Source organism: Pseudomonas cedrina subsp. cedrina (genome assembly GCF_001983175.1).
Lineage (GTDB): Bacteria > Pseudomonadota > Gammaproteobacteria > Pseudomonadales > Pseudomonadaceae > Aquipseudomonas > Aquipseudomonas cedrina.
Genome location: NZ_MNPW01000011.1, coordinates 210008 through 224726, shown reverse-complemented (window position 1 = coordinate 224726; position 14719 = coordinate 210008). Strand labels below are relative to the sequence as shown.

At 62.1% G+C, this 14719-nt stretch carries 10 protein-coding genes; 6 read left to right on the top strand and 4 right to left on the bottom strand.

Going from position 1 to position 14719, the window contains the following annotated elements:
- Nucleotides 1–9 precede the first annotated feature (9 nt).
- The 5 genes from BLL36_RS22685 (at nt 10) to BLL36_RS22665 (ending at nt 4708) form a co-directional block, all read left to right on the top strand.
- Nucleotides 10–729, top strand: coding sequence for a TIGR03759 family integrating conjugative element protein (locus BLL36_RS22685; protein ID WP_076953736.1), 720 nt, complete (start codon nt 10–12; stop codon nt 727–729).
- Complete coding sequence (locus tag BLL36_RS22680; protein ID WP_076953734.1) at nt 711–1259, top strand: lysozyme family protein; 549 nt, start codon at nt 711–713, stop codon at nt 1257–1259. Before BLL36_RS22685 ends, BLL36_RS22680 begins: the two co-directional genes overlap by 19 nt.
- Entirely contained in the window at nt 1256–1771 is a 516-nt protein-coding gene (locus BLL36_RS22675) for an integrating conjugative element protein (protein WP_076953732.1), read from the top strand. Before BLL36_RS22680 ends, BLL36_RS22675 begins: the two co-directional genes overlap by 4 nt.
- A 9-nt stretch (nt 1772–1780) precedes the next feature.
- The gene (gene traD / locus BLL36_RS22670; protein WP_076953730.1) at nt 1781–3886 is read left to right on the top strand and encodes a type IV conjugative transfer system coupling protein TraD; all 2106 of its coding nucleotides are present in this window, start codon (nt 1781–1783) and stop codon (nt 3884–3886) included.
- A 90-nt stretch (nt 3887–3976) separates the two neighbouring features.
- Nucleotides 3977–4708 carry a TIGR03747 family integrating conjugative element membrane protein gene (locus BLL36_RS22665; RefSeq protein WP_076953728.1) on the top strand — a complete coding sequence of 244 codons (732 nt, stop codon included), beginning with the start codon at nt 3977–3979 and terminating at the stop codon, nt 4706–4708.
- A gap of 244 nt (nt 4709–4952) precedes the next feature.
- Here the strand turns inward: BLL36_RS22665 and BLL36_RS22660 are convergent, their stop codons facing one another.
- Entirely contained in the window at nt 4953–5939 is a 987-nt protein-coding gene (locus tag BLL36_RS22660; RefSeq protein WP_076953726.1) for a helix-turn-helix domain-containing protein, read from the bottom strand.
- 232 nt (nt 5940–6171) lie between these two features.
- Here BLL36_RS22660 and BLL36_RS22655 point away from each other — a divergent pair, with 232 nt between their 5' ends.
- Nucleotides 6172–8226, top strand: a complete 2055-nt coding sequence (locus BLL36_RS22655) for a TonB-dependent receptor (RefSeq protein WP_083735313.1) — start codon at nt 6172–6174, stop codon at nt 8224–8226.
- Between the two features lie 84 nt (nt 8227–8310).
- Here the strand turns inward: BLL36_RS22655 and BLL36_RS22650 are convergent, their stop codons facing one another.
- From BLL36_RS22650 to BLL36_RS22640, 3 genes are read right to left on the bottom strand one after another with little or no spacing between them, the layout of a single operon-like run.
- Nucleotides 8311–10458: a TonB-dependent receptor gene (locus BLL36_RS22650; protein WP_076953721.1), complete on the bottom strand. Its 2148-nt coding sequence runs from the start codon at nt 10456–10458 to the stop codon at nt 8311–8313.
- 33 nt (nt 10459–10491) lie between these two features.
- Entirely contained in the window at nt 10492–13545 is a 3054-nt protein-coding gene (locus tag BLL36_RS22645) for a hypothetical protein (RefSeq protein ID WP_076953718.1), read from the bottom strand.
- The gene (locus BLL36_RS22640; protein WP_076953716.1) at nt 13542–14426 is read right to left on the bottom strand and encodes an ABC transporter ATP-binding protein; all 885 of its coding nucleotides are present in this window, start codon (nt 14424–14426) and stop codon (nt 13542–13544) included. The genes BLL36_RS22645 and BLL36_RS22640 overlap by 4 nt, the downstream gene beginning before the upstream one ends.
- Nucleotides 14427–14719 lie beyond the last annotated feature (293 nt).

Sequence of the window (14719 nt, the reverse complement as noted above, 5' to 3'; positions counted from 1 at the left end):
GAAACGATCATGAACCGAGCGCTACTGTCCCCCATCGTCTGTTTCGTTTCATTGCTGAGCACGGGCGCTGCGCTGGGCAATCCCGTCACGACACCGTCACGGACCCAGGACACGCAGTCTGCTCCGCTGGAGCGTTCGCACTCTGAACAGGCGGCAAGCTGGGGTCTCACCGAGCAGGAATGGACACGCTTCGAACAGATCCAAGCCGGGCCGCGTGGTTTCTGGAGCCCGAACCTGGATCCCCTGACCGCGCTCGGCGTCGAGGCAGAGACCGACCAAGAGCGTCAGCGCTATGCCGAATTGCAGGTAGCGCTGGAAGCCAAACGTGCCGAGCGCGAGTTGGCTTACCAAAACGCCTACACCGCAGCTTGGGCCAAGCTGTTTCCCGGGCTGTTGCCGATTCAGGGTATGGCATCCCCGCCCGCTACTAGCTTACCGGTAGAGCCGCGCCGTGCTCTGTTTGTCGAAGACCATTGCCCTGCGTGCACCGCTGAAGCGCAGCGTCTGCAAAGCAGTGATACAGCGTTCGATATCTACCTGGTGGGCAGCCAAGGTGAGGATGAACATGTCCGTGGCTGGGCGCGGCAAGCAGGCATTGATGCGAGCAAGGTCCAACACCGGCAAATCACGCTGAACCATGATCGCGGGCGCTGGTTCAGCCTGGGAGCCCCGAGACCGTTACCCGTCACATTTCAGCAGGTGAACGGACAATGGCAACGTCTCGATTGATTGCTATTGCGCTCCTGCTGACGGTGCACGCCGTCCGGGCAGACGAACTTCCGCCTCCGGCTTATCAACTGGCAGCGCATGACGCCAACGTCCCTTCCACGGTGCTGTTCGCGATTGCCCTGCAGGAGAGTGGCGCGCGCCTCCGTGGTCGACTGTTGCCCTGGCCCTGGACGCTGAATATTGCCGGTAGCCCTTACCGTTTCGCCAATCGTCAGACCGCCTGTCACGCCTTGCTTCAGGCGCTTGCTCGGTATGACGCCAAGCGGGTCGATGCCGGGCTTGGGCAAATCAACCTGGGTTATCACGGACAGCATTTTTCCAGTCCCTGCGAAGCCCTCGAACCCTACCGCAATCTGGCCGTAACTGCCGCGCTGCTGCAACAGCATCACGCCGCCACCGGTGATTGGGTGTCAGCTGCTGGTCGGTATCACCGCCCGGCAGGAGGAACGCCGGCCGCGCGTTACCGCGCCGGCTTTTCTCAACAACTCGAACGACTGCAGATTTCCTTTAAACAGGGCACACCACCATGAAGCGAATTCCCAGTGCGTATTACTTCGCCGTGCTCTTGGCCGCGCTCGCCCAGCCGGGACTGTCGTTTGCAGAAGTTCAGCCTGGCGGTTTCACCCGCCCCCAGTTTGAAGCTTCCAGGCCGCCAATAAACAACAAGACCCAGCCTGCTCGGGCCATACATGCAGACCTATCTGCATTTGCCGATGAAACCTGGATACTGCCCGTGCGCAGCTCTCACTTGAGCCCAGGCCAAATCACAACTCGCACCCTGGACATGCCGGGCTTGCAGCCATTTTTCCTTGTCGGGGAGGATCCCCAATCGTTGGCTTGGCTGCATCAGCGTGCGACTGAACTGCAAGAAATGGGGGCGGCCGGCCTCGCCGTCGAAGTGACCGATACTGAAGTCCTGGCCCGAATTCGAGCAGCCGTGCCGGGCATCACCATCCTGCCGGTCAACGGCAACGACATCGCCTCTCGCCTGAAAATTGAGCACTACCCTGTCTTAATCACAGCCACCTCACTGGAACAGTGAGTCTGGGTCATGGCCGAGCATGCGATGGAGTCCAAACTCCGGCCCGCAGTCGAGCTGTATACCGTGGCGATCTGCGTCGCCGCGGCGGTGTTATGCGTGTATTCGCCCTGGGCCGTGGCGCTATCACCCGAACTCGGTCTGGTTGCGGCTCTAGCCTATGCCCTGTTCGGTTTGATCCGCCTCCGACAAGCCTGGGAGGTGTTGCGCTATCGGCGCAATATCCGCCGGCTGCCTCGCTACGAGCTGACCAGCCGGCAGATTCCGGTGAGCCGCAAACGTCTGTTCATGGGCCGAGGCTTTCGCTGGACCCGCCTGCACACCCAGCGCTTAGTCGAGGCCCAGGATCCGGCCGTCGCTCATTACGTTGACCAACCGACCCGTTACCGCCTGGCACGTGAACTCGAACGTCGCCTAGAACATGCACCGTTTCCGCTCTCGACACTGGCCCGTGTCACGGCCTGGGACAGCGCCTTTAATCCGTTGCGCCCTTTACCCCCAGTCGGTGGCTCACCGCTGTTGCATGGGGTTGAGCCCGACGAAACGGAAGTCAGTCTGCCGTTGGGTGAACGAGTCGGACATACCCTCGTGCTGGGCACGACCCGTGTTGGCAAGACGCGGCTCGCCGAGGTGTACATCACCCAAGACATCCATCGCGTTGAACACGAGGTGGTGATCGTCTTCGATCCGAAGGGCGATGCCGATTTGCTCAAACGCATGTACGTAGAAGCCAAACGCGCCGGTCGAGAAAAGGAATTCTATGTTTTCCATCTAGGTTGGCCGGAGATCTCCGCCCGCTACAACGCCGTGGGACGTTTCGGGCGCATCTCGGAAGTAGCGTCGCGCATCGCCGGACAGCTCAGTGGTGAAGGTAACTCGGCAGCCTTCCGTGAATTCGCTTGGCGTTTCGTCAACATCATCGCCCGAGCGCTGATTGAGTTGGGTCGACGTCCGGACTACCTGCAAATCCAACGGCATGTGGTCAACATCGACGCATTGTTCATTGAATATGCCCAGCAATTTTTCGCCAGAACCGATTCGAAAGCATGGGAAGTGATCGTCCAGCTTGAAGGCAAGCTCACCGAGAAGAACATTCCCCGGCATATGATCGGACGCGAGAAGCGTGTGGTGGCCATCGAGCAGTATCTGGCGGTGAAGCGGGTATTTGATCCGGTCATGGACGGACTGCGTTCGGCGGTACGCTACGACCGTACTTACTTCGACAAAATCGTTGCCTCGCTACTACCGCTGCTGGAAAAACTCACCACCGGCAAGACCGCCCAGTTACTGGCTCCCAACTACACCGACCTGGATGATCCGCGGCCAATTTTCGACTGGATGCAGGTCATCCGAAAACGCGGCATCGTTTACGTCGGCCTGGATGCACTGACCGATGCCGAGGTGGCTGCCGCCGTCGGCAATTCAATGTTCGCCGACTTGGTCTCGGTGGCGGGACATATCTATAAACATGGCATTGACCATGGTCTGCCGCCATCGAGTAGCACCGCTGGCAAGCTGCAGATCAACCTGCACGCTGATGAGTTCAATGAGTTGATGGGCGAGGAGTTCATCCCGCTGATCAACAAGGGAGGTGGCGCCGGCATCCAGGTAACCGCCTACACCCAAACCCTTAGCGATATCGAAGCGCGCATCGGTAACCGGGCGAAAGCTGGCCAAGTGATCGGCAACTTCAACACCCTGCAGATGCTCCGCGTGCGCGAGACCGCCACCGCTGAATTACTCACCCAGCAGTTGCCCAAGGTCAACGTACTGAGCAAGACCCTGGTCTCGGGCGCCACCGACACCTCCGATCCTGAGGCCAACACCGATTTCACCTCGTCCTCACAGGACCGTGTCAGCAGCACCAATGTGCCGCTGATCGAGCCCGCTCATATCGTCAGTTTGCCCAAGGGGCAGATGTTCTCCTTCCAGACCGGTGGTCAGCTTTGGAAAGTCCGCATGCCTTTACCTAAGCCCTCCAACGACGACGCCATGCCCAAGAACCTGCAGGAGCTTACCCTGCGGATGCGGGCCACCTATAACGAACAGGCAGGGCAATGGTGGAGCGCAAGCGGTGGCGGTCCAACCACAAACTTCGATCTGGATCAGGTGGGATAGACCTGCCTCGCCACAGGTTTCGATTCACCAAACACGTATTCGGCAGGCGCCGTGGCGGCAGCAACTCAACGGTGCGCAATGGAGTATACGATGGCGACTTCCGTCCAGAACACGCCGCCACAACCGATCCAACGCCCGGGAATAATCGTCTCGGCGATTGGCTTGGTTTTACGCATCATCGGTTTGCTGGTCGCCTCGTTGTTGTTTTCGATCCTGATCGAATTCGCTGGCCTGCTGCTATTCTGGGGTGATCAGGGTTGGCGGCACAGCCAAGCTATGTTGACGAACGAACTGGACTGGCTGAGTGAGCACTTCAAATCTTCTCTCATCCTCCAACAGCCCGGACAAACGATTGTCCAGTGGCTGGATTTTCTCAATCAGTGGTTGTTGGTCAAGACAGGCTTCGCAGATTTTGCCCAGCAGGCGCGGGTATCGAGCCAGGGCAACAGCTTTTGGAGTTGGACCAATCAGCTATACATGAGCATTGAGGATTTCGGGCTGGCGGCGGTCTATGTCGCCTTTACCTTCGTGGTGCGCCTGACCATTCTGATCCTGGCCACGCCGCTGTTCTTGCTGGCGATGTTCACTGGTTTTGTCGATGGTTTGATGCGCCGTGACCTACGAAAATTTGGCGCGGGCCGAGAAAGCAGTTTTGTCTATCACCGCGCTAAGCGTACGGTAGTGCCAGTGCTACTGGCGCCATGGGTCATTTATTTATCCCTACCTTTTTCGCTCAGTCCCATGGTTCTGTTTTTGCCTAGCGCGACCATGCTGGGTTTAGCCATGACAATCACCGCAGCAACCTTCAAAAAACACCTCTGAAAAATCAAATTTATCCTCCAATGTCTATGGAAAGCAGTGCCGGCTACGCACATTCGCCAGTTACACACCTTCGTTGCAGACTCGTATTGAACAACGGCGAGCATGTGAAAGTCCCAACCTTCCCAACCATCCATGTTCAAGCTACTTTGGCAAAAGTGGTCTATTTCACTGGGGCATCCGTCAAAACCGCTGCACATCTGCCTGCGTCAAACGTATCTGGATCACTCAGGCTCTACTTCGTTTATTACGCACTGACACCAAATGATTTACTTCTGCCACCGTTCTTGAGAGTCGACGGGTTGATTCCGAACTGCTTACGAAACGCCGTGGCGAAATGGCTGGCGTTGGCATAGCCGAGGTCCGAGGCGATGCGCATCACGGATTCATCGCCGCTCATCAAGCGGCTGCGCGCCTGGATCATCCGGGCTTGTTGGAATACACCGTAGACGCTGTTGAAGAACAGTTGGCGGAACCCGCGTGTCAGCTTGGGCTGGCTCAACCCGGACTCACGCGCCAGCTCCGACAGGCTCGGCGCCTTGCCCAGGTCCTCGAGCAGACGATCACGGGCACGCACCAGTCTTTGGCGGTCTGTGTTACTGACGCGACAGGTGCATTCGGCGTCCTGGCGCGCCTCAAGGAAAAGACTCACCAAGGTGACGCTTTGCCCATACAGCCACAGGCTGCTGCGCGGCTGGGCCGACGGCAGGCTGGCGCCCTGGTCCATCGCGATGCCGAGCATATGCGCGGTGGCGCTCATTTCGCCGCTGCGATGACCATCGAGAAAACAATGATCACAGGCCAGCGCCTTGTTCAGCAACGGGTCGAGTTTGAGTTCCCACTGCGCGAGTACTGCGGGGCGGATCATCACGGTGATGTTATCGATCTCGCCATGCTGGTGATAAACGCCATGGCGGCACCGCCCGAAGCTGATGCTGCCGGCGCCCTCGTCAATCGCATAGCGCCGTTGCCGACGCCCTTCCTTGAAGCTGCACGCGGCCATGCCCTTGAGCAGGTTGGTGAAACTGAAATGGATGCACCCGCTGTCGTCCTGCAAGGGCAACTCGATCGGCTGCTCGAACGTGCTTTGCCAGCGTACGATGTCCAGCCCGTCCTGCAGTGCCACGCGGGTGACGCGACAGTGCGCCCCTGGTCCGAGGTCGCTTCCATACCCTCCCGTAATGATTCGCGAGACCGGCATCGGCTCCCCTGCGCCTCCTTGAACGGCTGACATCGTAAATCTCCTGCCTGACCGGATACGGCTCGAATCAGATCACATCGGGGTGGAAGTGTGCAATTGATAATTATTAGCATCTGGCGCGCTGCAAAGGCTCCGCCAAATCGCCGCTGCCACCCCGCAACGCGCGCCGATCAAAATCCTCAGTCAAGGTCCCATCATGTCTGCACGATGCAACACGACGGCTACCAGCCAATCTTGCTACAAACGTAATACTATAACAATAGCCATGAGTTTGACACTGGCCAATTCGGCGCTCGCCGCCGACACCAGTGAGCCCTTGCAACTGCCAGCCTCGACGGTAACTGCGCGCATGGAGCAGGAAGACCCGAAGGAAGTGCCCATCAGTCTCAGCGTGATCAGCGGCGAGCAACTGCGCACCCAGCGCCTCGACACGCTGGAAAGCACACTGCGCAACACTTCCGGAGTGAGCGTCAACTCCTCCGGCGGGCCGAATGACTTCAACGTGCTGATCCGCGGCGTCGGTTCGCTGTACCAGATGTCGATGGATGACAGCTCGGTAGCGTTCAATATCGACGGCGTGCCGGTGTCGTCGCGCAGCCTTGGTATCGGCACCCTCGACGTCGATCGCATCGAGGTGCTCAAGGGCCCGCAGGGCACGTTATCTGGCGCAATTGGCCAGGCGGGCGCGGTGAACATCACCACGCGCCAACCGACGCGCGAGCTGGAGGGGTATGTGCGTGGCGAAGTCGGCCAGGAAGGCCAGTTCCTCACTGAAGGCGCCATCGGCGGGCCGATCAGCGACAGCCTCAGCGGGCGCCTGGCCATGCGTCGTGCCGGCTACGACAGCTGGATCGACAACGACCAGACCAACCACCCCATCACCAAGCCGCGTAACGAAACCTATCGCGGCAGCCTGCTCTGGGACCTCAACGATGACACCCATGTATTGGTCAGCGCCGAACGCCAGAAAACCGAGCGTGCCACTAACTCTCTGGTGCTGCGTCCCTACGGCAGCGACCCCAGCCTGGACCTGACCCCCGGCCTGTTCGACGACAACTACAAGACCACCGAGCGCTATACGCTCAAGGTCGATCACGACTTCGCCAACAGCCGCCTGACCTCCACCACAGCCACGTCCACCGCCGACTTCGAAGGCCTGATCGCCTACGACAGCAAGCTCATGGGCGCCCTGTACGGCACGCCGAGCGAGTTCTGGGTGGTGGACAAATCCTTCGAGCGCAGTTGGAGCCAGGACGTGCACCTGAGTTCGCTGCCCGACTCCGAGGTGTTCTGGGTTGCGGGGCTCGCCGCCAGCCGTAACGAGCGCAGCTACGACACGCCACGCAACACCTACGGCACCTCCGGTGCCAAATACCGCGACTTCACCACCACCACTTACGCCGGCTACGGCGAAGTCACCTTCCCCCTCACCGAGCGCTTGAAACTCACCACCGGCTACCGCCACTCCTGGGACCGCAAGACCTACGACGGCCAATACTTCTCCGGCAGCAGCGCGGTGCAAGACTCACGCAGGCTGACCGACGACTACGGCACCGGCCGCGTTGCCCTGAGCTACGCCCTCACGCCGCAAACAAACGTCTACTTGCAACTGGCGCGCGGCTATAAATCCGGTGGGTTCAATGACTATGCCTCCCAGGTCACTGACAGCGAACCTTACAAGGCCGCCGTCAGCAAAGCCGCCGAGCTGGGCTTCAAGAGTGAAACCGAAGACCGTCGCGGCAGCCTCAACGGTGCGCTGTTCTTTACCCATGTGCACGACGATCACCTACTCGGCTACGACGCAGCAACCTTCGCCACCAATGCCTTCAACGCCAACACCCGCACCCGTGGTGCCGAATTGGAAGGCAGCTGGCGCTTCGATTACGGCCTGACCCTGGCCGCCAGCGCCACCTACCTCGATGCCAAGATCACCAGCGGCGTGCAAGGCATCCAGGCCGGTGATGTCGCTGCCGGCAACCGCACCCCGGATGTTCCGCGCTGGAGCGGCAACTTCAACGCCAGCTGGAAACACCCACTGGGCACCTTCGCCAGCCTCGGTGAAACCATCCTCAGCACCAGCTTGAACTATCACTTGGTGGGCGAGCGCGCAGCCGACCCGCAAAACCACTTCAACCTGGACAACTACGAGAAACTCGACCTGCGCGCGGGCCTGGAAAGCAAATACGGCGAAATCTATGCCTTCGCCGACAACCTGCTGAACCAGACTTACGACACCTACGGTTTCTACAGTGACCCGGTGGCCTACGGTGCACCGGCACGCCGCCGCACCTTGGGCGTAGGCTACACCTATCAGTTCTGACCCGCCCCCGTCGCCGGCAAGCCGGCTCCTACACTAATGGCAACCTGCAGGAGCCAGCCCGCCGGCGGTGTCCACAACTGGGGTTCAGAACTGGTAGCTATACCCCACACCTGCCGAACGCCCGCGTCCTGGCATGCCGGTCAGTACCTGGTCGGTGGAGTACGAGCCATACAGGTCGTAGCGCGCATCCAGCAGGTTGTCGCCCCACAGGTAGACCTCCGAACCGCCACTTTCCAGGCCTAGGTGCAGGTCCAGCTTGGCGTAGCCCTTGAGGTCATAGTGGTTCTGCGGGTCGGCCGGGCGTTTTTTCTGTACGCGGTAATTGAGCAAGGTGTTCAGGCGTGGCGCCGGCAACCCGAGCAAGGCCCCCAGGTTCTTTTGCCAGGCGACGCTGAAGTTGCCGCTCCACAGCGGCACATCCGGCACGCGACTGCCCGCCGCCACGTCACCGCCGGATACACCCGGCGCATCCGAGGTCACCACCGCGTTGGTGTAGCTCACGGCACTGCCCAAGGTCAGTTCATCGGTGACGTGCCAGGTGGTCGACAGCTCAGCGCCCTTGCTGCGGGTGTCGGCATTCACTGCGCTGACCGCCAGGGTGTTAAAGTCGTAGCCCAGCAGGTGGTCGTCCTGCACGCGCGTGATGAACAACGCCCCTTCTAGGCTCAGGTCGCCCCCGGCACTTTCATGTTTGAAGCCTAATTCGGCGGAATTCACCTTGGCGGCCTTGTAGGGCTCGCTGTCCTTGATCGACGTGGCGTAGTCATTGAACCCCGCCGACTTATAACCCCGTGACAGCACCGCATACACATTAGTCTGCGGCGTCAGCGCGTAGCTCAGCGCCACGCGTCCGGTGCTGTAATTGTCCTGCAAACGCCGGCTGTCGCTGACCTGCGCGCCGCCACTGGAATAATCGGCACCATAGGTCTTGCGGTCCCAGGTGTGGCGCAGGCCGGTGGTGAGTTTCCAGTCTTCGGCAATCGGGTACGTCACCTCACCATAGGCCGCGTAGCTGTTGGTGCTGAAGTCGCGCAACTGTTGCGCGCCATTGGTGAAGTTGTTGGAATCGAAACTGCGTTCGGAGCGCGACAGGTTGAGCCCCGTCACCCAAAACACATCGGCATCCGCCAGTGATCCCAGACGCAGGTCCTGACTCCACACGCGCTCATGGGCCGAGTCTTCGATCAGGTATTCGAACGGGGAACCGTACAACGCCCGCGTGATGTTGCGATCGTAGCCTTTGACGGCATTGAAGTCGGTGCTGGTGTAGGCGCTGATCGAGGTGATGCGCGAATGCGCCAAGTCGTGGTTGAGTTCGAAGGAGTAACGCTCGTTGGTCTTCTGGTTGCCATCGAAGGTACCAGGCGTGTAGTCCAGGCTCGGGCGATTGCCAAACGGACGCAACAGTTCCAGGCCCGCATAGTGCTCGGCGCGCTGGCGCTCGGCGGTCAAAAGGCCGGTGGTGCCCTGGTCGTTGTCCCACAGCAGGCTGCCGCGCAGGGCCAGGTCCCGGGGTTTGGTCAGCGGGTCGCCGTCCTGTTGGTCATCGACCCAGTTATCAAAGCCGCTGCGACGCACCGCGATACGCCCGGCCAGCGAGTCGGTCAACGGCCCGCCCACGGCGCCTTCCGTCATGAACTGGCCTTGGTTGCCCACTTCGCCACGCACATAACCCTCCAGCTCGCGCGTCGGTTTGCGGGTGGTGACGTTGATCGCGCCCGCCTCGCTGTTGCGCCCCAGCAATGTGCCCTGCGGGCCCTTGAGCACCTCCACCTGCTGCACGTCGAGCGTCGCCAGCGCCGCATTGCGCACTGACATCGGCACGCCGTCCACATTCAACACCACCGAACCGTCATCCATGCTCATCTGGTTCAGTGACCCGACACCGCGGATACGCACATTGGCGTCATTGGCGCCGCCCCAGGAGTTCACATCCACCCCCGGCGTGGTTCGCAGCGCGTCTTCCAGGGTGCGCAGGCGCCGGGTCTCGAGGGTTTTCCCATCGATCACCGAGAGGCCAAAGGGGATGTCCTTGGCACTCTCCTGACTCAAGCGCGCGCTGACCGTGAGCGGTGCCAGTTCGATGGCCTCCGCGGAGGCCTGCGGCTGATAGTCAGCGGCATAGGCCGTGCACATTTGGCTGGACAAGCCCAGCGCCATGGCCTGGGTCAAGACGTTGGCCCGCCAGCCGAGGGGACGGCGCAGCGGTTGGATAAACAGTGCAGATGACATGACAAAGCTCCAAAAGGCAGGGATGGTTCGAATTCATTGCGCAGGGCCCCAGCGCTCAAGCGCAGCGGCAATCGCGTCAGGATCGGGCGCGCCCAACAAGGGCTGGATCGCAGCCGGCCATCCCTGGCCGTTTCGGATGGCGGCGGTCATTGCCGTCAGTTGTTCGGGGCATTGTTCGGTGGTCCATGCCAGGCTCGCCAGCACTGCATAGGTGGCGGCCCAGCCATGCTCACGGGCATCAGCCAGGGTGCCGACGGGTTCGCCGTCATTGCCCAGCGCGCGGGTCAGGTCATCGGCCATGAGTTTCACCAGTGCCGCGCGCGCCTCAGGACCGTCTACATCCGCCACACACAGCAAGCCGATCGCGCCCGCCACGCCCTGGCTCAACCACAGGTAACCCGGCATCTGCCGCAGGTCGCTGGCGTCAATCAACACCCGGCGGGCAAGCAGTTCGGCAATATTCGCACGGCGTGCCGAACGCCCGACGCCGGTCGCGGCCACGTCCCAATCCGGCGATTGGGCGAGCAACAGCTGACCGTGGCTCAAGCGGCTGTCGCCCATGCCGGTCGGCCACTGGCTCACGCCCTCCACCACCGGGCGACTGCCCAGGCGTCGCGCCACACAGGCGCTCATCAGGTCCAGGTCTTCGCGCACGTCAACAGCCGTTTGCTGGCGGCTGGCATCCGCATTTGCCTGCAAGCTGTAGGCAAAATCCAAGGGCGCCGCGCTGTGACCGTTGAAGTCCTGTCCATCAATCTCAACGTGCCATTGCCAGTCGCCCGCCGGCGCGATGGCCTCCACGGCGACGGCGGAACCTGCCGCCAAGGCGGGTACGTCGGCTGCCAAACCGACCTCGCTGCGTTGCACCGGCGCACGCAGCAGCCGCTCGCTGTCCAGCCCCAGGCGCGGCATAACGCGGCGCGCTTGCAGCCACACACCGTGCGGCCCCAACCAGAACGCTTCGCCTTCCGACGGCCAGCCGTTGGCGCTGACCGTCCAGTTCAACTCCACAGTGCAGGCGTTCGTCGCACAAGGTGCCAGGGGAACGCGCAGGTGTTCGGTGGCCTGTTCGAACGTGACCGGTTGCCCCATCACGCTCACCGCCGTCACCTGCAAGCCTGGCGGCAACTCGGCGTCCAATTGGCTGGCCACCACGGCGTCCAGCGTCCACTGACCCTCAACCTGACGCGCAGCGGAATCCACGCGCAGTTGCACGCGCCCGCCCGCCACTTGCCAGGCCGTTGCGCCGGGCAGCCAGCGCTGTTCCCAGGCGGCGCGTTCAACACGCTCCTCGGCCACCGATTGGTAGTCGCCCTGCTCCACCAGGTGATGGTGCAAAGCCACGCCACTGCCCAGCAGACCCAAGGCGCCCAGGGCCAACACGGCGAGCGGCAACGGCTGGCCCACGTCAGCGAAACGGCGGCGCTCGGGACCGCGAGGCAATACCAGTGCGGCCACGCCGACCATCACCGCGCAACCTGCGAGTTTCCAGCCTGCCAGGGTGCCGAGATACGGTAACCAGGGCGCCCAGCCGGCGAGTTGCGACAACGCCACATGCGCCGGTATCCCCATCGCATAGGCGGGGTAGCTGACCAGCCCCAATTCGTGGTTGAGCACCAGGAAAAACGTCAGCAGCATCGACGTGGCGTACGCGAGCCCCGAGCGGCGAATCAACGCGTGCACCAGCACCGTCAGCGCGGCCAGTTCCAGCAGCGGCGGCGCGAACACCAGCGCTTGGTAGACCAGTACAAAGCCCGGCGCCAGGCTGTCGGGCACAGCGATGGCGCTGATCAGCAGGCTGGCAATGCCTGGCACCAGCACCAAGGTCAGGGTCGCCAACAACACACAGGCCGTACGGCCGAACAATCGCAGCCAGGTCGGTGCGGGGGTCGCCTGCAACATCGCCCCGAGGCCTTCGACCTCATCACGCCGACACACCAAGCCCACCAGCGCCGCGATAATAAAGGCGATCACCAGGAACAACGCGCTCGACAACAGCGGCAGGGTCAGATCCGCCCGTGGCACCATCGGCCCGCGCGCATGCCACACGCCGTGGACAAAACCACTGAGCACGCCCATCACCAGCAGCAAGCCGAGCGCCACCCACCAGATCCGCCGTGCAAACAACTGGCGTACCTGCCAGCGCGCTTCATGCCACAAGGCGTGCGTCCAACGACTGGCCGTCAAAGGACCCGGCAATTGCACGTCACGGCTGCGCAGCATCGGCGGTTCCGTCAGCACCGCACCGCTGCGCCTGCCCATCAGGCCCTGGCGCGTGGTGCGCGCCAACACCACGGCCAGCACCAGCAGCGGCAACACACACCACAACGCGCGGTTGAGCCAGAACCCCGGCGTCAGCGCCAGCAGCGACTGCGACTTCTGCGCGGAGCTCCAGGTTTCGACCTGGGCCTGGGCAAAGGTAAATAGCGACGGGTCCAGGCTGGCCGCCAACAGCGGGTTGATATGCCCGCCCTTGAGTACGACCACTGCAAACATCCACAGCAGCATCAATACCGTCGCCAGGGCAAAAGGCGCAGCCAGGCCACGGCTGCGCAACGCCAGCAGGTAATACAACGCACCGATTCCAGTGCTCACCGGCAACAGCAAGGCGACCCAGGCAAAGGCCAACGCCGACCAGACCGGCGCACCGATACTGGCCGCTGGTACCCAGCCGAGCCAGCCCAATACCGGGCTGACCAGGAAGCCGATAATCAACGCACTGGCGAGCAACCCACCCACCAGCGCCGCGCCGATATAACGCCCCCACAGCAGCGCCGGCAGCGACAGCGGCAAGGCCAGCAGCACCTCTTCCAACTGCGCCTTGCGGTCGCGCAGGGCCGGCTGCGCAAACACCCAGGCCCAGGCAAAAAACAGGAAGAACATGCAACCGCACGACATCAGGTAAATCAGGCTGGGTGCATTGCGGGCGATGTCGCTGGCGCCCATTTTCTGCACGTAGTCGGCATTCGTCAGGGACATCAGCAGGTAGCCGGTGAGGCCGAGAAACACCAACAAGGGAATGCCACTGCGCAGCCCGGCACGGACTTCCACCCAGGCTTCACGCAACAGCAAGGCGACGGTATTCATGCGTCCACCGCCTCGCCGGCCTGGGCCAGCGCCAGGTAATAGATATCCTCCAGGCGCGGCGCGTGGGGGCTGAAACGCGGGTCTGCCGGACGCTCGCCGTGCACGATCACGCGACTGCCTTGTGGGCTGGCGGCCACATGCAATGCTTCGGGCAACGATTCACCGCGGCTGAACGGCGCTTCCCACAAGCGACCCTGTTCGGCAGCGAGCAAGTCGGCCGGGCGACCTTCGACAATAATCTGCCCGCCGGCCAACACCGCCAGGCGGCTGCACAGGTTTTCGACGTCTTCGACGATATGGGTCGAGAGCAGCACGATGGATTCGGCGGCGACATCCGCCAGCACCCGATGAAAACGGTTGCGTTCGGCCGGGTCGAGGCCCGCCGTGGGCTCATCGACGATCACTAAGCGCGGCGAACCCACCAGCGCCATGGCGATACCGAACCGGCGCAACATGCCGCCCGAATAGGTCGCCAGCGCACGGTGGGCCGCCTGCTGCAAGTTGACCTTATCCAGCAGGGCCTCGATTTCCTCGCGGCGCTGGCGGTTGTCGGTACGGCCCTTGAGCCAGGCGAACCGGTCGAGCAAATCCCGCGCACTCACGCCGGGGTACGCGCCCAGTTGCTGCGGCAGGTAACCCAGGCGGCGACGCAGATGATCGGGGCCGCGCAGAGCGTCCACGCCGTCCAGGTGAATGCTGCCGGCGTCCGGCAGTTGCAGGGTCGCCAGGGTGCGCATGAGGCTGCTCTTGCCGGCGCCGTTGGGACCGAGCAAGCCATACATACCGGGGCCAACACTCAGGTCCACGCCGCGCAGCGCTTCGACGCCATTCTTGTAGCGCTTGCGCAGGCCGCGCACTTGTAAACCCGAATCGACAGACATCCGCAACTCCATGAAGAGGCCCTGCAAGAGGGCGGCGAGCGACGGTAGTCAAGGCCGTGGGCCGGGCTCTACCCGATTCAAGTCATTTTCCAACCGCATCGCGCGGCGTATCGGCGTCATGTCCCGCAACTGCGCCCGTGCAATCGGCACTGGGCAAACGGATACGGGGCAAAAACGATTCGATCCGGGTAGTCGACAAAATGAGAATGACTAGCATCTCCCCCATGCATTTGCCTGCCCCCAGCGCCTGGGCCAACCCCGGCCCGGGCCCTAGCGATGAGAAGACGTTGAGC

Bases quoted from the DNA above. Each gene is read 5' to 3' on its own strand.
- BLL36_RS22685 (WP_076953736.1), top strand. From the start codon at position 10: ATGAACCGAGCGCTACTGTCCCCCATCGTCTGTTTCGTTTCATTGCTG.
- BLL36_RS22680 (WP_076953734.1), top strand. From the start codon at position 711: ATGGCAACGTCTCGATTGATTGCTATTGCGCTCCTGCTGACGGTGCAC.
- BLL36_RS22675 (WP_076953732.1), top strand. From the start codon at position 1,256: ATGAAGCGAATTCCCAGTGCGTATTACTTCGCCGTGCTCTTGGCCGCG.
- traD (WP_076953730.1), top strand. From the start codon at position 1,781: ATGGCCGAGCATGCGATGGAGTCCAAACTCCGGCCCGCAGTCGAGCTG.
- BLL36_RS22665 (WP_076953728.1), top strand. From the start codon at position 3,977: ATGGCGACTTCCGTCCAGAACACGCCGCCACAACCGATCCAACGCCCG.
- BLL36_RS22660 (WP_076953726.1), bottom strand. From the start codon at position 5,939: ATGTCAGCCGTTCAAGGAGGCGCAGGGGAGCCGATGCCGGTCTCGCGA.
- BLL36_RS22655 (WP_083735313.1), top strand. From the start codon at position 6,172: ATGAGTTTGACACTGGCCAATTCGGCGCTCGCCGCCGACACCAGTGAG.
- BLL36_RS22650 (WP_076953721.1), bottom strand. From the start codon at position 10,458: ATGTCATCTGCACTGTTTATCCAACCGCTGCGCCGTCCCCTCGGCTGG.
- BLL36_RS22645 (WP_076953718.1), bottom strand. From the start codon at position 13,545: ATGAATACCGTCGCCTTGCTGTTGCGTGAAGCCTGGGTGGAAGTCCGT.
- BLL36_RS22640 (WP_076953716.1), bottom strand. From the start codon at position 14,426: ATGTCTGTCGATTCGGGTTTACAAGTGCGCGGCCTGCGCAAGCGCTAC.